Consider the following 21,671-nt stretch of genomic DNA (forward strand, 5'->3'; position numbering starts at 1 on the left):
GTCACCCGGCCTTGCGCTGCTGTTGGCGGATCTTGCGCACCCGCGACCAGAGCAGCGCGCCCAACCCCAGCGCCACCGCCCCGGCGGCCAGAAAGCCCGAGGCGCTGGACGCGATGTCGGCCACGGCGGAGAGCTGGTTGGCAAAGGCGTAGCCCAGCCCGATATAAGCGAGCACCCATATCGCCTCGCCCGCCGCATCCCACAGCGTGAACTGGCCCCAACCCAGCCCTGTCGCTCCGGCGATGAAGTTGACATAAGGCCCCAGAGGTGCAAGCAGCCATGTGCTGAAAAAAACGCCAATCGCCCCGCGCCGCGCCACCAGCGCCCGCGCCCTGGCCAGCGTGGCGGCGCGGCTTGGATTCCCCAAGGCAAACCGGTCCAACAGCCCGGCGCTCTGCCGCCCGATGTGATAACCCGTCTGATCGCCCAGGACCGCGCCCAGCCACGCCCCGGCCAGTACATTGCCCAGCTCAAGATCGCCCGAGGCAACAAAGGCCCCGCCTGCCAGCATCAGAAGCGAGGTCGGGATGGGCACCAGCAGGCAGGACAGGAAACAGGATACGGCCAGAAGCCAGACGCCGTAATCGGCAACAAGCTGAAACAGTGCGTCGCTCATGGGTGGGCGTCGCGATGGGCGCGGATCGCCTCCATGATTTCGTCGATCACCACCTCGACCGGCACGTCGCGGTCGCGTGCGATCTCTTCGACGGTGATGCGCCCCGCGCCCGGTTCCAGCCCCAGCGCAGAGCCCACCAGTTCCGGCGGCACCTGCCAGGAATGCGCGATGTAGCGCGGCGTCATCCAACCCTGGATCGGTTGGTTGCGATGCTCCGGATCGGACCAGTACACCCAGAAAACGGTCATACGCACGGCAAAGAATATGGTGATCGCAAGCGCCAGAAAAAAGGCTGAGAGCAGCAAGCGATGCTCGCGCCACAGCAGTTTCAGCGTGGCAATCACAGAGGAGATCACCGGGCCAGGTCCTTCATGCCCCGTTCCAGCCCCTCCAGCGTCATGGGCACCATGCGATGTTCGAAAATCTCGGAAATCATCGAGATGGATTGGGTATAGCCCCAATGCCGCTCGGGCACGGGATTGATCCAGAGATTGTCGGGCCATTGCTCGCGCGCGCGCTCCAGCCAGACCTGTCCCGCGTCTTCGTTCCAATGCTCATTGGCACCGCCCGCAAAGGCGATTTCATAGGGCGACATGGAGGCATCTCCGACGAAAATGCATTTGTAATCCGAGCCATAGGTGCGCAGCACTTCCCATGTCGGGGTCACTTCGGACCAGCGGCGGGCATTGTCGCGCCAGACGCCTTCATACAGGCAATTGTGGAAGTAGTAATATTCCAGATGCTTGAATTCGGTGCGGGCGGCAGAGAACAGCTCTTCAACCACGCGGATATGGCCGTCCATTGAGCCGCCCACATCGAGGAACAACAGCACCTTGACCGCGTTGTGCCGTTCGGGCCGGGTCTGCACATCCAGATAGCCGTGTTCCGCCGTGGCGCGGATCGTGCCGTCGAGGTCAAGCTCTTCATTCGCCCCGGTGCGCGCCCAGTTGCGCAGGCGTTTCAACGCGACCTTGATATTGCGGGTGCCCAGTTCGACCTGATCGTCGAGATTGCGGAACTCGCGTTTGTCCCAGACCTTGACCGCGCGCTGGTGGCGGCTTTCCTTCTGGCCGATGCGCACGCCCTCGGGATTGTAGCCATAGGCCCCAAAGGGCGAGGTTCCGGCGGTGCCGATCCATTTCGATCCGCCCTGATGACGGCCCTTTTGCTCCTCAAGCCGCTTTTTCAGCGTCTCCATCAGCTTGTCGAACCCGCCCATGGCCTCGATCTCGGCCATTTCCTCGGGGCTGAGGTGTTTCTCGGCCTGTTTGCGCAGCCAGTCCTCGGGCAGGTCCATGGCATTGAGCACATCGCTGGCGCTGATCTCTTCCAGGCCTTTGAAACAATGAGCAAAGGCGCGGTCGAACTTGTCGATATAGCGTTCGTCCTTCACCATCGAGGCGCGGGCGAGGTAATAAAACGCCTCCACGTCATAGGTGGCCAGCCCCGCCGACATCCCGTCGAGGAAGGTGAGATATTCGCGCAAAGAGACCGGCACACCGGCGCGGCGCAACGTCTCGAAGAAAGGGACGAACACCGGCGCGCGCCCTAAAAGATGAAGCGGTCCAGCGCCAGCGTGGCAATCAGGCCCAAAAGGCCGAAGGCCAGCGCATAGATGCCGGTATATTGAATGATATCAAGAAGTTGTCCGCCGCGTTTCTTGGCGAGCGTGCCGCCGATGATGGCGCCGATCAGGGCAGCAATAATGACGATCATGGGCGAAACCCTTCCTCTGCCTGCGTTGCGGCAGAGGCCGAAAGCCTAGCCGCGAAATCCTTTGAGTGGGCTGAGCGCCGCGATTTCGCGCAGCTTGGCGCGCACCGCCCAGTCCGGGCCAAATCCGTAGCGCGCCCAACCCAGAGAGTCCATGCGCACCTCGCGTGCTTCCAACACGCGCCCCATGAGATCCAGCGCTTCGGCCTTGATCATCATCAGCGTGGCCAGAAGCGCGGCGTTTTCATGCTGCGCAGCGGTGTCGATATGCGGGTTCACAAGGCTCAACGCCAGCTCGGGACGGTCCTGTGTCAGTTCATAAGCCGCCAGCTGCGAGGCGACATAGGCCAGGTGCAGATTGGAGTTGCGCGTATTGCTGTAATAGACCCGCGCGGCGGCAAACTCGGCCTTGGCTCGCTGGGGATTGGACAACAGAATCAACCGGCCCATGGCGTAATGGGAAAAGGCGCGGCGATGATCCTGCCATCCCATGGCCGAGGCCACCTGAAGCGCCTCTGTCGCGGCCTTGCGGCGCGCGGCGGGTTTCGTGCCCGGGCCAAGCGCGGTTTCAATGGCGTCGATCCAGACACGCGGCGTGCGGGCAGCGCGGTTCGGGGCAAGCGTGTCGCCGCGCGGATTGATCCGCGACAGGATACCGGGCAGGCGGGCGGCCACCTCGGCCCGGGTCATGCCGGACCGCAGCGCCGGGTCATAGGTGGCGCGCAGCACCAGCATGTCGAACCCGGTCAGAACCGTATGCACATTGTCATCGTTGAACACGGAATCGCTCAGCCGGTACAGGTCATTGAGCGGCCCCAGCGACTGTGCCAGCTCTTCATGCAGGCAATCGCGCATTTCCTGTGGGCTGGAATCGTTGGGGATAAAGATCGAGATGGTTTCACGTTCGGTGATCCGCGCCCAGTTCAGCGCCTGTGTCCGGCGCAGGCGTTTGTAGTCCGACAGCGAGGTCACATTGGGCACAACAAAGCATGCCGCTTGGGGCAGGGCCTTGTGAATGGCTTTGCGGCTGACTGCATGGATCAGGATATTCGCGGATTTGCCGCCCTCGGCCTGTGCGATCGGGATCTGCGCCTCGGTCCGGAACCGATGCAACAATCGGCGCAAATCGCTGTCCAGCGCGGCGGGCGCGTCGCCGGTCACCCGAACGGTGATCGGACCCTCGAAACGCGAGAAGGACGGCAGGGCGCGGCCGCTTTCGAGCTTGAAGCTCAGGTCCAGGAAATCGCGCGCGATGTCCGAATTGGACCGCAGCGCGGGCGCAGGGCGCGGCACCGCAAAGGTTTTCATCGCGGGCAGGTCGCTGGCGCTGAAACTGGCTGCGCGGGTGGGCGTATCGGCCGGGGTGACCGGCATACAGGCGCTCAGCATCAAGTAAAACGGCAAGAGAAATCGTCTGTATTTACGCATGGCTCAGGCTCTCTGGTACTTGATGAAAGGGGTCAGCACCGCCACCCGGTCATAGAGATCCCGGGCCGTATGGTTGAACTCCTGAGTGAGCCAGTAGACAGAAGGCGCGCCATGATCATCAGCGGCCTTGTAGACCGCTTCGATCAGCTTGCGTCCGACGCCACGCCCGCGCATGTCGGGGGCGGCGTAGAGGTCCTGCAGGTAACAGACCTCTTCCTCTTTCCACCCGTGACGGTGGAACAGGTAATGCGTCAGGCCGACAAGGCGGCCATCGACCTCGGCGACAAGGGCGTTGAAATCCCGGGGATCATCGCCCAACAGGCGGGAAAACAGCACGTCGTAGATGCGGTCCGGAACGGATGTCTCGTAGAAGGCGAGGTAATCGCGCCAGAGGGAAGCCCACTGGTCACGGTCGCTTGCGCGCAAAGTCCGGATGGTAACGGGCAATCCCGCAGCCGCGTTCGACATGTTGTTTTTCTTCTGCCTGCTCTCTCAGATGCCTTAAGACATCCTTTAAGGCTTTGTCGCCTTTTGGGAGAGTATAGGGCATTGTTGTGTTTTCCTAACCGGGAAATTGCCCGATTTCCGAGCCGCGGCAAAACCGTTGCAATTCAGCCAAATCAAAGGGTTGGCTTGTGGGTAAATGAAGCGTGTCACACCAGATATGGGGTGCGCACATGCCGTATTTCATGAGGTGATTTCGCGTAACGTCAAGTGCTGCAATCGCAGATTGAGGCAAGATGCATCGTTTCACAGAAGCAGTACCAAGTATCCGTGCCGGTTCGACGCCCCGAAACCGCGCCTAACGCCCCCGCCGCGCCATAAAGGCCAGGCGTTCGAACAGATGCACGTCCTGTTCGTTCTTCAGGAGTGCTCCGTGTAGCTTGGGCAGCGCATTGGCCCCGTCTCGGCGCAGGTCCTCGGGGTCCATGTCCTCGGCCAGCAAGAGCTTGAGCCAGTCCAGCACTTCCGAGGTGGAGGGTTTCTTCTTCAACCCCGATTGCTCGCGGATCTCGTAGAACTGGGTCAGCGCCACGGTGAGCAGCTCGCCCTTGATGCCGGGATGATGCACTTCGACAATCTTGCGCATGGTGTCGGTGTCCGGGAAGCGGATGTAATGAAAGAAACAGCGGCGCAGGAATGCGTCGGGCAGTTCCTTTTCATTGTTCGATGTGATGATCACGATGGGGCGGTGGCGCGCCTTGATCGTTTCGCCGGTCTCGTAGACATGGAATTCCATCTTGTCCAACTCCTGCAACAGGTCGTTGGGGAATTCGATATCGGCCTTGTCGATCTCGTCGATCAACAACACCACCTTTTCATCCGCATCAAAGGCCTGCCACAGCTTGCCCTTGCGAATGTAGTTCCTGACGTCATGCACACGCTCTTCGCCCAGCTGGCTGTCGCGCAACCGGCTCACCGCGTCATATTCATAGAGACCCTGCTGCGCCTTGGTGGTGGATTTGATGTTCCATTCGATCATCGGCACGCCCAGCGCCTCGGCCACCTGCCGCGCGAGCTCGGTCTTACCGGTGCCCGGCTCGCCCTTGACCAGAAGCGGGCGCTCCAGCGTCACGGCGGCATTCACCGCCATGGTCAGGTCATCGGTGGCGACATAGGTTTCGGTGCCCTGGAACTTCATCTCTGCCTCTTGATCTGCCTCATGGCGCGGACCCTATCTGTCTGATTTATTCACCACAATCCAGCGCTTTGTGTAGTGACATTCCCATGCGTTGGGTTTATGCGGTGCGCGAGGGGTCGCAGGGCAGAAGGAGTTCAAAATTGATTTCATCTGAGCCCGGCAAGGAAAAGGGAGCGGAGATGAAACAGGAAGTGTTTCTACCGGAAGATTATCGTCCCGCCGAGGACGAACCATTCATGAATGACCGCCAGCTTGAGTATTTCAGACGCAAGCTCATCGCGTGGAAGGCGGATTTGCTCGACGATACGCGCGACACGCTTGAAGGGCTGCAGGAAAGCACCCGCAACATCCCCGATGTGGCCGACCGAGCCAGCGAAGAGACCGACCGCGCATTGGAGCTGCGCACCCGGGATCGTCAACGGAAACTGGTGGCCAAGATCAATTCGGCCCTGCGCCGCATCGACGAGGGCGAGTATGGGTATTGCGAAGTGACCGGTGAGCCGATTTCGCTCAAGCGTCTGGATGCGCGTCCCATCGCCACCATGAGCCTTGAGGCTCAGGAACGCCACGAGCGCCGCGAGAAAGTGCATCGCGACGACTGAGGTCCCATGACGGGTGCGGCCACGCGCCGCGAGAGATTGGAGACGCCGGGGCTTTTGCTCCGGCGTTTTTTGTTGAAGGTGACGCGCGATGAGTCTTCTTGGTTTGGATATCTGCGTCATTGGCGGTGGCATTGGCGGTCTGGCGGCAGCGCTGACCCTGTCGGCGCGCGGCGCGCAGGTCACCGTGCTGGAGCAGGCCGAGGCGATCCGCGAAGTCGGTGCCGGTCTTCAGATCAGCCCCAACGGCCTGCGCGTGATCGAGGCGTTGGGCCTGCGCGAGGATCTGGCCGCGCGTTCGGTCCGGGGACGGACGGTTTCGCTGCGCAATCACCGCAACGGGGCCGAGGTGGCGCGGCTGGATCTGTACCGGTTGCCGCCGGATCAAGGCTATTTCTTTGTCCATCGTGCCGACCTGATCGACATACTTTACACCGCCGCGCAGGCGCAGGGCGTCAAGATCCGCCTGCTGCAAAGGGTCGATCACGTGATGCCCGGGCCGCGCCCCTCCGTCGTGTTGCAAAACGGTGATCACCGCGGGGCCGCGCTGGTCATTGGTGCCGATGGTCTGCATTCGAAACTGCGCACCGCGTTGAACGGTGTGGCCGCGCCCGGCTTTACCGGTCAGGTCGCCTGGCGTGCCGTCATTCCCAATGTCACGGGGCAGGGGGCGGAGGCGCAGGTGCATATGGGGCCGGGGCGGCATCTGGTCTGTTACCCGATGCGGGACGGCTCCATCATGAACCTCGTCGCGGCGCAGGAACGTCATGCCTGGGTTGATGAGGGCTGGCATCACGAGGATGATCCCGCCAACCTGCGCGCGGCTTTCGCCGGTTTCGGCCCGCAGGTGCGGCAGATGCTGAACGCCGTTGAGACCGTGAATCTCTGGGGGCTCTTTCGCCATCCGGTTGCCGCGCGCTGGCAGGACGGGACCTGCGCCCTCTTGGGCGATGCGGCGCATCCGACGCTGCCCTTCATGGCGCAGGGCGCGAATATGGCGCTGGAGGATGCCTGGGCGCTGGCCGACTGTCTGGCCAGCCATGACGATCCGGCGGCGGGGCTTGCCGCCTATGAGGCCGCGCGCCGTCCCCGCTGTCAAAAGGTGGTCGCAACGGCGACGGGCAATGCGTGGAAATACCATCTGCGGCCCGGCCCGTTTCGTTTTGCCGCGCATGCCGCCCTCCGGCTTGGGGCGCGCATTGCCCCGGACCGGCTGCTGGGACAGTTCGACTGGCTTTACGGCTATGACGTGACGCGCGCGCTTTAGGCGCGGAACCCGTCCCGCAACGCGCGGCGCGACAGTTTGCCATTCGGCCCGGTGGGCAGGGTTTGCAGACGCCGGTAGAGCCGGGGTTGCTTGTAGCGCGCGAGCCTGGCCTCGGCCTGCCCGGCCAAGGCCGCGTCAAGATCCTGATCGGCGGTGTAGAAGGCCGCGATCACGCGCGTATCTGCCTTGATCTCTACATCCGTCACGGCAATCCCGGTCAGGCCCGCCACATCATGCAGCGCATGCTCTACCTCTTGCGGCCACACGCGGAAACCGCCCGCATTCATCATGTCATCGGCCCGGCCCAGATAGGCGATCTGCCCGTCCCCCTCCATGCGGCCCAGATCACCGGTGTGGAACCAGCCATCGTAGCGCTTTGCGGCGGTGGCCTCGGGGGCGTGCAGATATTCCAGCATCAGGCCCGGATCGCTGTCGGCGATGCAAATCTCGCCCTCCTGTCCAATCTCCACGATGCCATCTTCGTCCCGAATGGCGATCTTGCGGCCCTGTTGCGGCCGCCCCAGCATGCCGGGGCGCGCGGGGATGCCGGGGCTGGCCGAGATGAAGGTCGAGCATTCCGACATGCCATAGGCCTCGTAAATCTCGGTGCCGGTGGCGTCGCGCCAGGCGTCGCGCAAACGTTCGGGCAGCTTTTCTCCGGCGGCCAGCGCGTGGCGCAGTTTCGGCAGGGACAATGCGGGAGCCGTCAGAAGCTTGCGAAACACGCCCGGCGCGGCGGCAAAGAGCGTGGCGTCATGGCGTTTGAGCAAGAGCGGCAGCATCATCGGATCGGTGCCCGGCGCGGGGATCAGCGCGGTGGCCCCCGCCGCCCATGGGTCCATCAGCCCGGTGCCCAGCGTGAAGGTCCAGTTGAACGCGCCCGCATGCAGCACCCTGTCGCTTGCGCGCAGCTCATACCAGCCCTCGACCATCATCTGCCGCGCCCATATCGCGCGATGGGCATGCACCACGGCGCGGGGCGTGCCCGAGGTGCCGGAGGTAAAGATGATATAGGCCGGGCGATCCGGGTCCCCCATGGCGTAGTCCGCGGGGGGCAGCGTGGCCATGTCATGCAGCTCCTGTGCGGGCAGCATCGGCACATCCGTCTCGGCGCAGGACACCTCCGGATCGCGCAGGATCAAAGCGGGGTCGAGGATGTCGATCTGTTTCGCTGTCTCGGGCGCGGAGAGCTGGGCCGAGGTGGGCACCGGGACCAGCCCGGCGGCGATTGAGCCAAGGTAAGCCAGCGGGAAATCGACAGTGTTGCCCAGCCGCATGAGCACCCGGTCACCGGGGGCCAGCCCCCGCGCCAGAAGCCCGGTGGCGATGCCGCGCACGGCTGATTCCAGGCGCGCGAAACTCCAGCGTTCGGCGCGCGCCGGTCCCAGCACGGCCAGCGCCACCTTGTCCGGCATATCCTGCGCATGGCGCAATACATGCGCGGCAAGATTGAAGGTCGCGGGGCAGGGGGGTGGCGGGCCTTGGTCGAAGAGCGCGTGCATGGATATCCGGGTCACTGATCGTGGGGCTGCCCCGGGATAGGAGCGCGCGCGCAGAGTTGCAAGCCCGACGCCCGCTGCCTATAGCAGTGCCATGACCCAGAAAGACCCCAGACACTTGATCCGGATCGCCCGCGACGGCGGCGATGAGCCCGGCGCGGCCGAACCGCTCGACCTTGGCGCGCGCGTGCGCGAGTTGCGCAAGGAAAAGGGTTGGACGCTGGAACAGGCGGCCAAACAGGCGGGGTTGGCGCGCTCCACTCTGTCCAAGATCGAAAACGGCCAGATGTCACCCACCTATGAGGCGCTCAAGAAACTGGCGGTCGGGCTGGCGATTTCGGTGCCGCAGCTCTTTACCGCGCCGCAGCGTGAAAAGATCAATGGCCGGCTTGCCGTGACCCGCTCGGGCGAGGGCGCGGCCCATGCCACGGTGACGTATGAGCATGAATTGCTGGGCGATGCGCTGACCAAGAAACAGATGCTGCCCTACCGTGCGCGGGTGCGCGCCCGGTCGATGGAAGAGTTTGACGGCTGGGTGCGCCATGACGGCGAAGAGTTTCTCTATGTGCTGACCGGGATCGTCAAACTCTACACCGAGTTCTACGAACCGATCGAGCTGCGCAGGGGTGACAGCGCCTATTACGACGCGACGATGGGTCATAACGTGATTTCGGTCAGCGAGGATGACGCCACGATCCTGTGGGTCACCTCGCTGACCTGACGCCTTCCGGCTATCTGCAACACCCATTCACGCGCCCCGCGGCCAGGGTGCGAGCCGCGTGGGTTGGAGAAGTTGAGTGTAAAGGGAGGAGACCGCCGGAAGGTCGTGTCTGGGGACGGTTCAGCCCGCCTGAAGCTCGCTGGCCTGACGTGCCAGGCCCTGAATGAATGCCCAGTCACGCAATTCCTCTTCCGCTTCCATCGGGGTCAGGTCATGCTGACGCGCCAGATGCGCGGCGACAATGTCGGGAGATGGCGGAGTATCGCCGATCACCGATTTGTCGATCAGGGGAAAACGGGATTTCAGCTGATGAAAGCTGTCACTCCAGTTGGCGGTAATGTCGGTCCAGTTCATTTTTGGCGTCCCTGTTGAAGAGCGCCCCTCGCTCACAAATTCTAGCATCAACCAGCTTTGTCACGAAAACGTTAAAACGTCGCGGGACCAAAGTCGCATGTTTTCGCTCACGCCTGCGATGCCGGGCCAAGAGGGGCATGGCGCGCATTGCGGCATGCCCCCGTTCCAGATCGTGGTGCTAAAGCGCTGTTTTCACGACAACCTTGGTGGCCTTGACCGGCACCTTGACCGCCGTTTTGGCCACTCCGCAGGCGCTCAGGCCCGCCAGGAGCACGAGAAGGGGGAACACGCGCTTCACAGCCAGTTGCGCACGGTGCGCGAGCCGTCCTGAATATCGCGTCCGATTCCCTCGACCGTGCCGCAGGCGCCAAGAAGCGCAAGAAGCACCAACATTGCTGCAAGCCGGATCTTCATTCTGCCTCCTGCCACCAGACATCGGTCTGCCAATTGATCCAATCGCCGTAAATCGGAAGGGTTTCGGGGTATTTCAGCGTGTCGGCATGGGCGATGCGGCTGACATTATACTGGTAGATCGGCACCACGTAGCGCCCCGTGGTCAGTACCCGGTCCAGCGCGCGCACGGCGGCAAGGAAGCCATCGCGGCTCTCCGAGGTCAGCATGGCAGTGATCATCGCCTCGGCGGCGGGGGATTTCATGCCCATCCAGTTGCGCGAGCCTTCGGTTGTGGCGGCCGCAGTCCCCCAATAGGCCATCTGCTCGTTGCCCGGCGACAGAGACACGCCGCGGCGATACCAAGTCATGTCGAAATCAAAGGCGTTGGTGCGCTCCTTGTATTGCGCGCTGTCGGCCACCTCGACCGTGACCTGCATGCCCAGCCGTTCGAGCCCCTGAATATAGAGATCGGCGATCGATTGTTCCTCGGACGAGCCCTGGCCCAGCAGGATGGTAAAGCGGAACGGCTCACCACCTGCGTTTTTCAGCACGCCATCCTGAACACTCCAGCCGGCCTCTTCCAGCAGGGCCGAAGCGGTGCGGATATTGGACCGGTTGCGCAGCGACCCGTCGCCCTGCGGGAGCGCATAGCCCTCCAGCGCGCCGGGCAGCAATTCATCCGCAAAAGGTTCCAGCAGGTCCCGCACTTCGCCCTCCGCCGGGCCATCCCGCATCGCAAGCGGCGAATTCGAGAAATACGAGGTGATGCGCGGCTGCCGCCCGCCTGTCATCGTCTCATTGATATATTCGAAATTGAACGCGTGCAGCATGGCATCGCGCACGCGCCAATCCGCAAACAGATCGCGGCGCGTGTTCATCACGAAGCCCGTGATGCCCGAAGGGCGTTGATGCGGTAGCACGGATTTCACCACTTCGCCGCGCTCGACAGCCGGAAAATCATACTGGGTTTCCCATTTCTCGGCGTTGAATTCGCGGTTGGTGTTGAGGATGCCGGATTTGAACGCCTCGAAGGCCGCCGTGCCATCGCCGAAATACTCGATACGGATCTCGTCGAAATTGGCCTGACCGCGCATGAAGTTTACATCAGCACCCCAATAGTCCGGGTTGCGGACAAGCGAGATAAACCGGCCCATTTCCAGATCGCCCACTTTATAGGGCGCGCTGGTGATTGGCTGCTCATCGGTGACCTCGGCGAAATCGGGGCCCTCATATTGGGCCTTTTTCAGGATCGGGCGCATGCCCACCAGAAGCGCGAGTTCGCGGTCCTCGGTGTTGAAGGTAAAGCGGACCGCATCGTCGCCGGTTTGTTCCATGCTCTCGATCTTGTCCCAGAGCGAATGGTAACGCGGGTGTCCTTGGGTGCCCAAAACCTCATAGGACCACATCACGTCCTCGACCGTGACGGGCGATCCGTCCGAGAATCGGGCCTCGTCGCGCAGCGTGAATTCCACGCTCATCCGGTCGTCAGAGACGCGAATCGATTCGCAGAGCAGGCAATAAAGCGTGAACGGCTCGTCCCAGGACCGGCCCATAAGGCTTTCAAAACCAATGGTTCCGGGAAAGCGCAATTGCCATGGCGCGCGGCCCTTGGCGGCGAAGGGATTGAGGCTGTCAAATCCGCCACGCTCGCCAATGACGATGCGGCCGCCCTTGGGCGCGTCGGGATTGGCATAGGGAAGATGCACAAAATCCGGTGGCAGGACGGGGTCGCCATACATAGCTATGCCATGCTCGGCCTCTGCAGCGGCGAATCCCCCGGTTGCAATCAGCCCTACAGCAGCCCCGATGGTTGCGAGCCGGCGGAAATAATCTGGACGCATTTTGGCAACAATCTCCCTTGAGCCTTTATTTATTGAGCCCGGAGCGTAACGGGGGATTCACGCCTTTTCAAACTTTTAGCTTGGATGCGAGCGCCAGATTGCTTATAAAGGGGTCACTGCTCGATAGGTTTCTTGCCTGTATGAAACCTGCCTCAATGACTTAACCCCGGCTTCGCGCCGGGGTTTTTTTTGTCTGTCGTCCAAGCCCGGCTTCGCTTGGCCTTTTGCAGTTGCAGCGATTAGGCTGCAGCGCAGAATCATTTGTCATTGCATGAGGGGTAGACCATGACGCTTGCAGGAAAGACGGCCATCATCACCGGATCGAACTCTGGTATCGGGCTTGGGGTCGCGTGGGAACTGGCCCGCGCGGGCGCGGATGTGGTGCTGAACTCGTTCACCGACTCTGAAGAAGATCATGCGCTCGCCGCAGAGATCGCCAAAGAGACCGGCGTGACCGCGCGATACATCAAGGCCGACATGTCCAAGGGGGATGAATGCCGCGCGCTGGTGGAACAGGCCGGGGTCTGCGACATCCTCGTGAACAATGCAGGTATCCAGCATGTGGCCCCGATCGACGAGTTTCCGGTGGAGAAATGGGACGCTATCATCGCGATCAACATGAACTCGGCCTTTCACACCACCGCCGCAGCACTACCGATGATGCGCAAGGCCGGGTGGGGCCGGGTGGTCAATGTGGCCTCGGCCCATGGGTTGACGGCCTCGCCCTATAAATCCGCCTATATCGCGGCCAAACATGGCGTGGTGGGCATGACCAAGACCGTGGCGCTGGAAACCGCGCGCGAGCCGATCACCGCCAATGCGATCTGCCCGGGCTATGTGCTGACGCCGTTGGTTGAGGCGCAGATCCCCGACACGATGAAGCAGTACAACATGACCCGCGAGGAAGCGGTGGAGAATGTCATGCTAACGCGGCAGCCCTCGAAAGAGTTCGCCACGGTGGAACAGATCGGCGGCACGGCGGTGTTCTTGTGTTCCGACGCGGCGGCGCAGATCACCGGCACCACGATCAGCGTGGATGGCGGCTGGACGGCGCTGTGATCTGATCGGGGCAGGGGGCTTTGCCCCCTCGGCCTGCGGCCTCACCCCCCAAGGTATTTTCAAACAGAAGAAGAGCTGGATTGGTGCAAGAAACAACCCGGATCAACCTTGCCTTGCAGGGCGGTGGCGCGCATGGCGCCTTTACCTGGGGCGTGCTGGATCGGCTCTTGCAGGAAGAGTGGCTTGAGATTGCCGCGATCTCCGGCACCTCCGCCGGGGCGCTGAACGGGGCGGCGCTGAAATCCGGCTGGGTGGCTGATGGGCGGGCGGGCGCGCGCGCCGCGCTGGCCGAACTCTGGGGGCAGGTCAGCGGGCTGGGCGATATGCGCATCCCGGTCTGGATGGATGGGCTGATCCCCGAGCCTTATTTTGCCGCGCGGGCGCTGGAGGTGTCGCCGTTTTTCGCTCTGGCCGACATGATGGGGCGGGTCGTGTCGCCCTATGCCTATGGGCCGTTTTACCAGAACCCGTTGCAACGGATCGTGGAGGATTTCGATTTCGGTCGGGTCTGCGACGTGGCGCACGGGCCAGAGCTGCATATCTGCGCCACCAATGTGCGCGACGGCAAGGTGCGGGTCTTTGCGGGCGAGGAGATCGACAGCAATGTGATCCTCGCCTCGGCCTGTCTGCCGACGTTGTTTCAGGCGGTCGAGATTGGCGACGAGGCCTATTGGGACGGTGGCTATACCGGCAACCCGGCACTGTTCCCGCTTTTTGCGCCGCGCTTGCCGGATGACATCGTGATCATCAATATCAACCCGCTGCACCGTGATCACGTGCCGCGCAGCGCGCAGGACATCCAGAATCGCATCAACGAGATCAGCTTCAATTCCTCACTGCTGCGGGAATTGCGGGCGATTGATTTCGTGCAGCGCCTGCTGAGCGATGGCGCGGTGGCCGAGGGCGCAATGAAGAAGGTGCGCGTGCATATGGTGGCAGATGATGTGCTGATGAACGATCTCAGCGTCGCAACCAAGCTTGTGCCGCTGCCCTCGGTGATTTCACAGCTGCATGATGCGGGCGTCGAGGCGGCAGAGGTGTTCCTGGCCGCACATGCGGATGATCTGGGGGTGCGGCAGAGCGCAAATCTGCGGGATATGTTCGAATAACCGTTTCCGGTTCGCGGTTAATCCACAGTTTTTTCGGTAATAATGTTCCAATACGGAAACAATACAGCCCGCGTGACGTGGGCTTAGAGTGCGGGTTTCGGCGGTTTTGTCGGGTCTTCGCCGTTCGGATGGACGAGACCAGCCGAGATCACCAGCTTGGCGGCCTGCTCGACCGACATGTCCAGCTCGATCACGTCTTCTTCCGGGAAGAACAACAGAAAGCCCGATGTCGGGTTCGGGGTCGTCGGCACAAAGACCGACATCAGCCGCCCGGCGGTTTCGGCCCGGCGCGAAATCTCGCCCTTGGCGGTGGTCGAGACAAACCCGATGGCCCAGATCCCCTTGCGCGGATACTGGACAAGACAGGCCTTCTCGAAGGACCGGTCCTCCTGATTGAACACCGTCTCGGCGATCTGCTTCACGCCCGAATAGATCGACCGCACCACCGGGACACGCTCGACAAGGCTTTCGGCAAAGCGCACCAGCGACCGCCCGATCAGCCCCTTGGCAATCCAGCCCACCAAGAGCGTGAAGAGCAGGAACACGATGACGCCGACGCCGCGCACATTGACGTTGATCCAGTCTTCTGTGCCGGGGGCGGTGTTGCCGAGCAAACGGTTCAGCAGTTGTTCGGGATGATAGGCCTGTGGAACAAAGGGCCAGACAAAGCCATCGACCCAGCCGATCACCGTCCAGATCAGCCAGACGGTCAAGCCCACGGGCGCGATGACCACGATGCCGGTTAGGAAAGAGGCGCGCAGGGACGCTATCAACCGCGGGCGGCTGCGCGTGGTGGCATCCTCGTCAAAAGGTGTGGTCATGGTGCTGGGCGGTCCCGCGTCTATATCGCCGCCAAGCTAGGGTTTTGGGCGGGCAAGCTCAATGGGCGGCGAAGCCGCGGCAGGGATTATTTCCCATCCTCGCCCATCGCACAGGCAATCGCCGCCCCGAGCCGGGCATTGTTCAGCACAAGCGCGATATTGGCGGTGAGCGAGCGGCCCTCGGTCAGTTCGTAAATCCGTTGCAGCAGATAGGGCGTCACATCCTTGCCGGTGATCTTGTGGGTCTCGGCGTCTTTGAGCGCGCGGGCGATCATCGGGTCGATCTCGGACCGGGCAATCTCGGCGTCGCGGGGGATGGGGTTGGCCACAAGTTGCCCGCCGGGGATGTCCAAGGCGCGGCGCATCCGGTGGGCGCGGGCGATGGTGGCGGGATCATCCATGCGCAGGGGCGCGCGAAAGGCGGAGCTGGCCGACCAGAAGGCCGGGAAATCGTCCTGGCCATAGGCGATGACCGGCACGCCCAGCGTTTCCAGCACTTCCAGCGTTTTCGACAGGTCCAGAATGGCCTTGGCCCCGGCGGCCACAACGGTGACCGGGGTGCGCGCCAGTTCCTGTAGATCGGCCGAAATGTCAAAGCTCTGCTCCGCGCCACGATGCACGCCGCCAATGCCACCGGTGGCAAACACCTCGATCCCGGCGAGCGCCGCGCCGATCATGGTGGCGGCCACGGTGGTGGCCCCGGTGCCACCCATGGCCAGACAGGCGGCCATATCGGCGCGCGACAGCTTGGCGGCGCCTCGTGTCTGCGCCAGCGCTTCAAGCTGCGCATCCTCAAGCCCCACGCAAAGCGCGCCGTCGATCACCGCGATGGTGGCGGGGGTCGCGCCGTTTTCCCGCACCGTGGCCTCGACCCGCCGGGCCATTTCAAGGTTCTGCGGCCACGGCATGCCATGGGTGATGATCGTGCTTTCCAGCGCCACAAGCGGGCGTTTCTCGGCGCGGGCCTTGGCCACTTCGGCCGAGTAGCGAATGTCGATCATCTCAGTCATGGGGCGTTTCTCCGGAAACATAGCGCGCGGCGGCGGTGAGGGCGGATTTCAGGGCGGCGGCGCGGTCTTGCCCGGCCAGTTCGGCGGCCATATGGGCGGCCATGAAGGTATCGCCCGCGCCGGTGACGCGGGTGACAAGCACTTCGGGCGGGCGCTCCGAGACGACGCCCGCGCCATCCGCATCGGCACAAAGCGCGCCGCCATCGGTGACCAGCGCGCGCAATGCGCCGCGAGCGACCAGTGCCTGAGCCGCGGTTTCCGCGTCCGCGAATTCGGTCTGGCACAGGATGCCCGCCTCTTCGCAATTGACGTATAGCACAGCGCCGGTGCTGTCGAAGCTGCGAGAGAGAAAGGGCAACAGCCGTTCCGCCTTACCCGGGGAGGCCGGGGCCACCCGCAGATCGGCGGCGGAAAATGCAGGGTCACGCGCAATCTGCGCCAGCAAATGTTCGGTCAGGTTGCCATCCAGCGCGATCAGCCCCTCAAACGGTGCCGCCTTGCTGCCCAACCGCCCGTCCTGCAGCGGGCGCAGTATCTTGTCGCCCGCCGCTTCCAGCGAATGCGCGTCGGCAATGGCGGCGATCAGCCCGTTGGCCCCCTCCACCGCCATGTATCGATCCGTGGGCAGGTCTTCGGAGCGGTAGAGGAAACCCGTCTCAAGCCCCATGTCACGGCATTCCGAGACCAGCACATCGCCCAGCACATCGCGCCCCACAGCGCTCAGCAGGGCAGGGCGCAGGCCAAAACGCACCAGCGTCATGGCGATATTGAGCGCCACCCCACCGGGGATCTGGGTGATGCGCCCGGGCACGTCCGAGCCCTGCCGCATGACGGATGCCGACCGCCCGATGACGTCCCAAAGGACGGAGCCAATGCAAAGAACTGCTGTCATGAAAACCTTGTGGCGTGAAACTTTTTCCGCCGCAAGCCGTAGCTTTGGGTTGAAACCGGGGGATGTGGCGTCATTCTCTGGCGTCATAACAAGGGAGTAGTGCGATGCGTTGGCTTGTTTCAATCATGGCGATGGTCTGGGGGCTGGCGGCAACGGCACATGAGGTCATGCCGACGATTGGCGATCTGACCGTGACGGACGGGCAGGCAGAGCTGGTCCTGCGGCTCAATGCCGAGGCCTTTGCAGCCGGGATCGACCTTGATGGCTTGGAGGACACCAATGCCACGGATCAGTCCAGCGCCTATGACGCGCTGCGCGCATTGCCGCCCGAGGAGTTGCAGGCGCGCATGGCCCCGGTGGCCGCGCAGATGGCCGACAGCATTGGCCTGACCTCTGGCGGGACAGCGGTCCCGCTGAACGTGGCACGGATCGAGATCGGGCCGCTGGGCAATATCGACCTTGCCCGCGAAAGCGAGATCGCCTTTTCCGCCGCGCTTCAGGATGCCACGGCGCCACTTGTGCTGAGCTGGCCCGATGGCTACGGCACGCTGGTTCTGCGGCAACAAGGTGTGGAGACGCCCTATACCGGCTATCTTGACGGCGGTCAGAGCAGCGATCCGATCCTGCCCGGAGGGGCCGAACCCAAGAGCGGTTGGCAGGTCTTCGCAGAATATATCCCCGTCGGCTTTGACCATATCGTGCCCAAGGGGCTGGATCATATCCTGTTTGTACTTGGGCTGTTCTTCCTGAGCACGAAACTCGGGCCGCTGCTATGGCAGGTGACGGCCTTTACCGCCGCGCATACGGTGACCCTTGCGTTGGGGGCGCTGGGGGTCGTCAATATTCCCGGCTCCATCGTCGAGCCGATCATCGCCGCCTCGATTGTCTATGTGGCGGTGGAAAACATCCTGTCCCCGAAAATGCATGCCTGGCGGCCGGTTGTCGTGTTCTGTTTCGGGCTGTTGCACGGGCTGGGTTTTGCCAGTGTGTTGGGCGAGTTCGGCCTGCCAGCTGGTCAGTTCATCCCGGCGCTACTGGGATTCAATGTCGGGGTTGAAGTGGGGCAGCTTACTGTAATTGCTGTGGCTTTCCTGGCCGTGGGGCTATGGTTTGGCCGCAAGAGCTTTTACCGGCCCTATATCGCGGTGCCGGCCTCGGTGGTGATCGCGCTGGTTGGCGCGTATTGGTTCGTGGAACGGGTCTTTCTCTGACCCGCTCAGGCGTCCAGTGTGATCCAGACCGGCACGTGATCCGACGGCTTGTCGCCACCGCGTGTGGCGGCATCGATCTGGCAATCGGTCATCATGTCGGCGCAGGCGGGGGAGAGCAGGAAATGGTCGATCCTGATGCCGTTGTTTTTCTGCCAGGCCCCGGCCTGATAATCCCAGAAGGAATAATGCCCCGGTCCCTGATGGCGGGCGCGGAACGCTTCAGTAAAGCCGAAATTCACGATCCGTCGAAAGGCCGCGCGGCTTTCCGGGCGAAATAGCGCGTCACCTTCCCATTCCTTGGGAGTGGCTGCATCCTCTGATTGAGGAATGATGTTGTAATCACCCGCCATGAGTGCAGGCATTTCATCATCGAGCAAAACGCGCGCCCTTGCTTCGAGCCGTTTCATCCAATCCAGCTTATAGTCATATTTCGGCCCTGGAGCGGGATTGCCATTCGGCAGATAGAGCCCACAGACACGAATGGCGTCTTTATCGCCAATCACCGTCGCCTCGATCCAGCGGGCCTGTTCGTCGCTGTCATCACCGGGCAATCCACGGCTCACATCCTCAAGCGGCAGGCGTGACAGGATGGCGACCCCGTTGAAGGATTTTTGACCATGGGTTTCAACGCGGTACCCGAGGTCCTCGAAATGTTCGCGGGGGAAGTTTTCGTCGACCGACTTGATCTCCTGCAACAGCGCCACATCGGGCCTGGCTTCCTGAAGCCATTCGCTCAGCGCGGAAATGCGGGCCTTGATTCCATTGATATTGAACGTCGCGATTTTCATGCCTGACTCCCCTGATCATGAGGTTATCGGCATGGAAATCGGCCAAGGCAAGCCGAAACCTTAAGACTTTCTGTCAGGCGATTCCTTGCCGATTCGTGCAATATCGTGCCGTGTTTCAGTGATTTTGGGCTATGGGTTAGGTGTGCGTATTATTTGTGCGACTTTAAAATTGTGACGAAATTATGGACCGGTAGCCACCATATCTTGTGTGGATAAGTCACTTATCCACAATGTATGGTTGAAATTACTATTGCGAATGCCCGGTAAAGTCGAAAATCATAGAGCCAGTGCAACCCAAACCAGTGGAGGAAACCATGCTGGCACTTGTTCAAGAAACTCTTAACGAAACCAAAATCGAAGAAGCCGTCATCGAGACGTCGGAAATCGCAATGGGCGACCACGTCGATCAGATGATGTGCTGCTCGGTCGAAGACGGCACTGACATGTTCGACGGTGACCAGGTTCAGGCGATGATGTGCTGCTCGTAAGCACCACAGCCTGACGACGCCCAGGGCGGGCGCATTTCATAAACATCGGAGGACGAAGTGATGTCGAACGTTGTCTATTTGAATGTGCCCGGCCCTCAGGAGCGGCGGGCATCGGGGATCGGTGCCCTCATCCGCTCTTTTTCCAAGCTCCGCCGAGGGCCAGAGGATGTCTTCTGGCTCAAGGAAAACGCCGAGCTGCTGAGCATCCTGGAATGCACCGGGCAGGACGTGCCCGCGTCATTCCTCGATGACTATGCCGAATTCTACGAGCGGGCCGGCGAAACGCTTGCCTTTTTCCCGCAATATTACCGTTTCATCCTGTCCATGGCGCTGGATCTCGAAACGCTGGGGATGCCCGGCGACACCGCCGAATCGCTGTGCCACTGGGCGCATAAACAGGATCTGGCCGGTGGCGAGACATCGGATATGCAGCGGGTCGAAGCGCACCGGCTGATGATGCGGCGCAATGTCGAGCCGCTCGCCGATTCCGCTGATGCCAAGGCGCGTCTGCGTGACTTTATTGCGCGTCCGGATCGCTTTGCTTTGCCCAACAAAAAGGCTGCCTTCGAGCTGACCCATATCGTATTCTACTTGTCGGAATACGGAAGAAAGGACCCCGGTCTTGGCCAATCCGCCCTGCGTTCTCTGGAAAACGCAGGCACTTTGGCTTTTTTGGACGGGAACCTCGATCTTCTTGCTGAGATTTGTATTGCGTTGCGTTATGCAGGTTACAACCCATCGGAGATGTGGGAAAGTTGGGTCGCGCAAAAGATGAAGGATATTGAGGTTCGCGTGCAGACATCGACAACAGATCAACCGGCGCCAGTGTCGGATCAGTATCACGAGTATCTGACCTCGTCATGGCTGGCCGGGACATGTGGTGTGCCTGCCTTTACAGGTGTGCCATGCGGGCCGCGCGGCGCGGTTGCCGAGGGTCGGCTGAGCTTTCACCGTGCGGCGGCCAAGGGCGGCGCTTTGCGTGAGATGACCATGCAGCTTTTCCGCATGGGCAAGGACCGCGGCGCGGATTGGGCATTGATGCGGGCCCGTCTGGATCCGGAACTGTCGGATCTGGCGCGCATCCGTCTGCAACAGGCGGAACAGGCCAATCCGCATTTCGGCGCTTTCTTCGAAGATTTCGCGCGCGCGCAACGGGTTGGGAGCTGACATGCTGAGCGACAAGCTGAAATTGTCGCTTTACGGTGCGCTGCTCATGGTGGCGTATACGCTTCTGATCACCTGTTCTGATGCGATCACCAAATACCTGGCGCAGTTTTATCAGGCCCCGCAGCTTTTGTGCATCGTGGCCCTGCTGATTGCACTGATGTCATTGGGTAGCGGGCGTCTGCGCGGCGTGCAGGGCAGTTTGCGCACCCGATGCCCCAAGGTCATGTTGCTGCGCTCGGCGCTGACCGTGCTGGCGACGGTGATGTTCTTTCACGCGCTGGCCAGCCTGCAACTGGCACAGGTCTTCCTGTTCATCGCGCTTATTCCGCTTCTGTCGGCGCTGATGTCCGGCCCGATTCTTGGCGAACATGTGCGCAGCTCGGCCTGGGTGGCGCTGGCGTTCGGCTTTGTCGGGGTGATCAGCATGTTCGAGGTGGACTTGGGCACCGTGACTGCGGGTCATGTCTGTGCCTTTATCGGGTCAATCTCGGGCACGTTGTCCATCGTGCTGGCGCGCTATATCGGCCGGGTCGAGGACAATGCCCTGGCGCAGGTGTTTTATCCGCAATCGGCGGTCTTCGTGACCATGGTCTTCATGGCCCCCTTCGGTTGGCAACCGATGCCACTTATGGACGTGGCGCTTGCGGTGGGCTGCGCATTGGTGCTGTTCTCGGCGCGGCTTCTGCTGGTGATCGCGCTGCGGCATCTGACGGCCTATGCGGTGACGCCGCTGATGAACCTGCAATTCGTCTGGATGGTGCTGATCGGCATGGCGTTTTTCGATGAGACGCCCGAAACCGGCACGCTGCTGGGCGTTCTGATCGTGATGGGATCGGGGATCTACCTGGTCTTTGATCAGGCGCAGGCGGGCAAAACGCGTGCCTTGCGCATCCCTGTCGATCCGCGCGCGCCCATCGGTTTCAACCTCGCCCCGCGTGACAAGCTCTTGGCCAGCCGTCTGGCGTTCTGATCCACACGGGCACGCCGAAATCTTCAAAAGATTTCGGATCGTTCAGCTGGAAAACTGTCCCCCGGACAGTTTTCTCTGCCTCA

General features: G+C 62.0%; 24 protein-coding genes and 1 tRNA gene. 9 read left to right on the forward strand and 16 right to left on the reverse strand.

Annotated elements, in window-relative coordinates; translation table 11 throughout:
- Position 1 precedes the first annotated feature (1 nt).
- From PGB28_RS10500 to PGB28_RS10535, 8 genes are all read right to left on the reverse strand, one after another.
- The gene (locus PGB28_RS10500) at positions 2-367 is read right to left on the reverse strand and encodes a DedA family protein (protein WP_271421474.1); all 366 of its coding nucleotides are present in this window, start codon (positions 365-367) and stop codon (positions 2-4) included.
- Positions 343-439, reverse strand: a tRNA-Asn gene (locus tag PGB28_RS10505). The genes PGB28_RS10500 and PGB28_RS10505 overlap by 25 nt, the downstream gene beginning before the upstream one ends.
- A gap of 173 nt (positions 440-612) precedes the next feature.
- Positions 613-972: a hypothetical protein gene (locus PGB28_RS10510; protein ID WP_271421475.1), complete on the reverse strand. Its 360-nt coding sequence runs from the start codon at positions 970-972 to the stop codon at positions 613-615.
- Positions 969-2,153, reverse strand: coding sequence for a vWA domain-containing protein (locus PGB28_RS10515; RefSeq protein ID WP_271421476.1), 1,185 nt, complete (start codon positions 2,151-2,153; stop codon positions 969-971). Before PGB28_RS10515 ends, PGB28_RS10510 begins: the two co-directional genes overlap by 4 nt.
- Positions 2,154-2,164: 11 nt before the next feature.
- The gene (locus PGB28_RS10520; protein ID WP_271421477.1) at positions 2,165-2,332 is read right to left on the reverse strand and encodes an apolipoprotein acyltransferase; all 168 of its coding nucleotides are present in this window, start codon (positions 2,330-2,332) and stop codon (positions 2,165-2,167) included.
- 45 nt (positions 2,333-2,377) lie between these two features.
- Positions 2,378-3,757, reverse strand: coding sequence for a DUF2927 domain-containing protein (locus PGB28_RS10525; RefSeq protein ID WP_271421478.1), 1,380 nt, complete (start codon positions 3,755-3,757; stop codon positions 2,378-2,380).
- 3 nt (positions 3,758-3,760) lie between these two features.
- On the reverse strand, positions 3,761-4,225 hold the full coding sequence (locus PGB28_RS10530; protein ID WP_271421479.1) for a GNAT family N-acetyltransferase: 465 nt from the start codon (positions 4,223-4,225) through the stop codon (positions 3,761-3,763).
- Positions 4,226-4,559: 334 nt separating this feature from the next.
- Entirely contained in the window at positions 4,560-5,399 is an 840-nt protein-coding gene (locus PGB28_RS10535) for an AAA family ATPase (protein WP_271421480.1), read from the reverse strand.
- A gap of 179 nt (positions 5,400-5,578) precedes the next feature.
- On the opposite strand from PGB28_RS10535, the gene dksA reads away from it, so the two are divergent.
- Positions 5,579-6,001, forward strand: coding sequence for an RNA polymerase-binding protein DksA (gene dksA / locus PGB28_RS10540; RefSeq protein ID WP_271421481.1), 423 nt, complete (start codon positions 5,579-5,581; stop codon positions 5,999-6,001).
- 88 nt (positions 6,002-6,089) lie between these two features.
- On the forward strand, positions 6,090-7,265 hold the full coding sequence (locus PGB28_RS10545) for an FAD-dependent oxidoreductase (protein WP_271421482.1): 1,176 nt from the start codon (positions 6,090-6,092) through the stop codon (positions 7,263-7,265).
- Here PGB28_RS10545 and PGB28_RS10550 read toward each other — a convergent pair.
- Entirely contained in the window at positions 7,262-8,767 is a 1,506-nt protein-coding gene (locus PGB28_RS10550) for a class I adenylate-forming enzyme family protein (RefSeq protein WP_271421483.1), read from the reverse strand. The two genes, PGB28_RS10545 and PGB28_RS10550, sit on opposite strands and share 4 nt — an antisense overlap.
- A gap of 91 nt (positions 8,768-8,858) precedes the next feature.
- On the opposite strand from PGB28_RS10550, the gene PGB28_RS10555 reads away from it, so the two are divergent.
- Positions 8,859-9,485, forward strand: coding sequence for a helix-turn-helix domain-containing protein (locus tag PGB28_RS10555; protein ID WP_271421484.1), 627 nt, complete (start codon positions 8,859-8,861; stop codon positions 9,483-9,485).
- Positions 9,486-9,605: 120 nt separating this feature from the next.
- On the opposite strand, the gene PGB28_RS10560 is transcribed toward PGB28_RS10555, so the two are convergent.
- From PGB28_RS10560 to PGB28_RS10570, 3 genes are all read right to left on the reverse strand, one after another.
- A complete protein-coding gene (locus PGB28_RS10560) occupies positions 9,606-9,839 on the reverse strand; it encodes a hypothetical protein (RefSeq protein ID WP_271421485.1) in 234 nt (77 codons plus the stop codon).
- A gap of 294 nt (positions 9,840-10,133) precedes the next feature.
- Positions 10,134-10,253: an entericidin EcnA/B family protein gene (locus PGB28_RS10565; RefSeq protein WP_271421486.1), complete on the reverse strand. Its 120-nt coding sequence runs from the start codon at positions 10,251-10,253 to the stop codon at positions 10,134-10,136.
- On the reverse strand, positions 10,250-12,073 hold the full coding sequence (locus tag PGB28_RS10570) for an extracellular solute-binding protein (protein ID WP_271421487.1): 1,824 nt from the start codon (positions 12,071-12,073) through the stop codon (positions 10,250-10,252). Before PGB28_RS10570 ends, PGB28_RS10565 begins: the two co-directional genes overlap by 4 nt.
- A 285-nt stretch (positions 12,074-12,358) precedes the next feature.
- Here PGB28_RS10570 and PGB28_RS10575 point away from each other — a divergent pair, with 285 nt between their 5' ends.
- On the forward strand, positions 12,359-13,132 hold the full coding sequence (locus PGB28_RS10575) for a 3-hydroxybutyrate dehydrogenase (protein ID WP_271421488.1): 774 nt from the start codon (positions 12,359-12,361) through the stop codon (positions 13,130-13,132).
- Positions 13,133-13,215: 83 nt separating this feature from the next.
- Complete coding sequence (locus PGB28_RS10580) at positions 13,216-14,241, forward strand: patatin-like phospholipase family protein (RefSeq protein ID WP_271421489.1); 1,026 nt, start codon at positions 13,216-13,218, stop codon at positions 14,239-14,241.
- Positions 14,242-14,324: 83 nt separating this feature from the next.
- Here the strand turns inward: PGB28_RS10580 and PGB28_RS10585 are convergent, their stop codons facing one another.
- From PGB28_RS10585 to PGB28_RS10595, 3 genes are all read right to left on the reverse strand, one after another.
- Positions 14,325-15,062: a DUF502 domain-containing protein gene (locus PGB28_RS10585; protein WP_271421490.1), complete on the reverse strand. Its 738-nt coding sequence runs from the start codon at positions 15,060-15,062 to the stop codon at positions 14,325-14,327.
- A gap of 86 nt (positions 15,063-15,148) precedes the next feature.
- On the reverse strand, positions 15,149-16,063 hold the full coding sequence (locus PGB28_RS10590) for a pseudouridine-5'-phosphate glycosidase (RefSeq protein ID WP_271421528.1): 915 nt from the start codon (positions 16,061-16,063) through the stop codon (positions 15,149-15,151).
- A 1-nt stretch (position 16,064) separates the two neighbouring features.
- Positions 16,065-16,964, reverse strand: a complete 900-nt coding sequence (locus PGB28_RS10595) for a PfkB family carbohydrate kinase (RefSeq protein WP_271421491.1) — start codon at positions 16,962-16,964, stop codon at positions 16,065-16,067.
- 104 nt (positions 16,965-17,068) lie between these two features.
- Between PGB28_RS10595 and PGB28_RS10600 the strand changes: the two genes are divergently transcribed.
- A complete protein-coding gene (locus tag PGB28_RS10600) occupies positions 17,069-18,175 on the forward strand; it encodes a HupE/UreJ family protein (protein WP_271421492.1) in 1,107 nt (368 codons plus the stop codon).
- 5 nt (positions 18,176-18,180) lie between these two features.
- On the opposite strand, the gene xth is transcribed toward PGB28_RS10600, so the two are convergent.
- Positions 18,181-18,963, reverse strand: coding sequence for an exodeoxyribonuclease III (gene xth / locus PGB28_RS10605; protein WP_271421493.1), 783 nt, complete (start codon positions 18,961-18,963; stop codon positions 18,181-18,183).
- Positions 18,964-19,277: 314 nt separating this feature from the next.
- Between xth and PGB28_RS10610 the strand changes: the two genes are divergently transcribed.
- Genes PGB28_RS10610 through PGB28_RS10620 form a run of 3 tightly spaced genes read left to right on the forward strand, consistent with a single transcriptional unit; the run spans position 19,278 to position 21,588 of the window.
- Positions 19,278-19,451, forward strand: coding sequence for a hypothetical protein (locus PGB28_RS10610; protein ID WP_271421494.1), 174 nt, complete (start codon positions 19,278-19,280; stop codon positions 19,449-19,451).
- Between the two features lie 60 nt (positions 19,452-19,511).
- Positions 19,512-20,618 carry a DUF6902 family protein gene (locus PGB28_RS10615; RefSeq protein ID WP_271421495.1) on the forward strand — a complete coding sequence of 369 codons (1,107 nt, stop codon included), beginning with the start codon at positions 19,512-19,514 and terminating at the stop codon, positions 20,616-20,618.
- Position 20,619: 1 nt separating this feature from the next.
- Positions 20,620-21,588, forward strand: a complete 969-nt coding sequence (locus PGB28_RS10620; RefSeq protein WP_271421496.1) for a DMT family transporter — start codon at positions 20,620-20,622, stop codon at positions 21,586-21,588.
- The last annotated feature ends 83 nt before the right edge of the window (positions 21,589-21,671 follow it).

The organism is Primorskyibacter aestuariivivens (assembly GCF_028023675.1).
GTDB classification, from domain to species: Bacteria; Pseudomonadota; Alphaproteobacteria; order Rhodobacterales; family Rhodobacteraceae; genus Marinovum; species Marinovum aestuariivivens.

Bases quoted from the DNA above. Each gene is read 5' to 3' on its own strand.
- PGB28_RS10530 (WP_271421479.1), bottom strand. From the start codon at position 4,225: ATGTCGAACGCGGCTGCGGGATTGCCCGTTACCATCCGGACTTTGCGC.
- PGB28_RS10595 (WP_271421491.1), bottom strand. From the start codon at position 16,964: ATGACAGCAGTTCTTTGCATTGGCTCCGTCCTTTGGGACGTCATCGGG.
- PGB28_RS10610 (WP_271421494.1), top strand. From the start codon at position 19,278: ATGCTGGCACTTGTTCAAGAAACTCTTAACGAAACCAAAATCGAAGAA.
- PGB28_RS10560 (WP_271421485.1), bottom strand. From the start codon at position 9,839: ATGAACTGGACCGACATTACCGCCAACTGGAGTGACAGCTTTCATCAG.
- PGB28_RS10575 (WP_271421488.1), top strand. From the start codon at position 12,359: ATGACGCTTGCAGGAAAGACGGCCATCATCACCGGATCGAACTCTGGT.
- PGB28_RS10590 (WP_271421528.1), bottom strand. From the start codon at position 16,063: ATGATCGACATTCGCTACTCGGCCGAAGTGGCCAAGGCCCGCGCCGAG.
- PGB28_RS10565 (WP_271421486.1), bottom strand. From the start codon at position 10,253: ATGAAGATCCGGCTTGCAGCAATGTTGGTGCTTCTTGCGCTTCTTGGC.
- PGB28_RS10585 (WP_271421490.1), bottom strand. From the start codon at position 15,062: ATGACCACACCTTTTGACGAGGATGCCACCACGCGCAGCCGCCCGCGG.
- PGB28_RS10520 (WP_271421477.1), bottom strand. From the start codon at position 2,332: ATGATCGTCATTATTGCTGCCCTGATCGGCGCCATCATCGGCGGCACG.
- PGB28_RS10525 (WP_271421478.1), bottom strand. From the start codon at position 3,757: ATGCGTAAATACAGACGATTTCTCTTGCCGTTTTACTTGATGCTGAGC.
- PGB28_RS10545 (WP_271421482.1), top strand. From the start codon at position 6,090: ATGAGTCTTCTTGGTTTGGATATCTGCGTCATTGGCGGTGGCATTGGC.
- PGB28_RS10615 (WP_271421495.1), top strand. From the start codon at position 19,512: ATGTCGAACGTTGTCTATTTGAATGTGCCCGGCCCTCAGGAGCGGCGG.
- PGB28_RS10535 (WP_271421480.1), bottom strand. From the start codon at position 5,399: ATGAAGTTCCAGGGCACCGAAACCTATGTCGCCACCGATGACCTGACC.
- PGB28_RS10550 (WP_271421483.1), bottom strand. From the start codon at position 8,767: ATGCACGCGCTCTTCGACCAAGGCCCGCCACCCCCCTGCCCCGCGACC.
- dksA (WP_271421481.1), top strand. From the start codon at position 5,579: ATGAAACAGGAAGTGTTTCTACCGGAAGATTATCGTCCCGCCGAGGAC.
- PGB28_RS10620 (WP_271421496.1), top strand. From the start codon at position 20,620: ATGCTGAGCGACAAGCTGAAATTGTCGCTTTACGGTGCGCTGCTCATG.
- PGB28_RS10570 (WP_271421487.1), bottom strand. From the start codon at position 12,073: ATGCGTCCAGATTATTTCCGCCGGCTCGCAACCATCGGGGCTGCTGTA.
- PGB28_RS10600 (WP_271421492.1), top strand. From the start codon at position 17,069: ATGCGTTGGCTTGTTTCAATCATGGCGATGGTCTGGGGGCTGGCGGCA.
- PGB28_RS10555 (WP_271421484.1), top strand. From the start codon at position 8,859: ATGACCCAGAAAGACCCCAGACACTTGATCCGGATCGCCCGCGACGGC.
- xth (WP_271421493.1), bottom strand. From the start codon at position 18,963: ATGAAAATCGCGACGTTCAATATCAATGGAATCAAGGCCCGCATTTCC.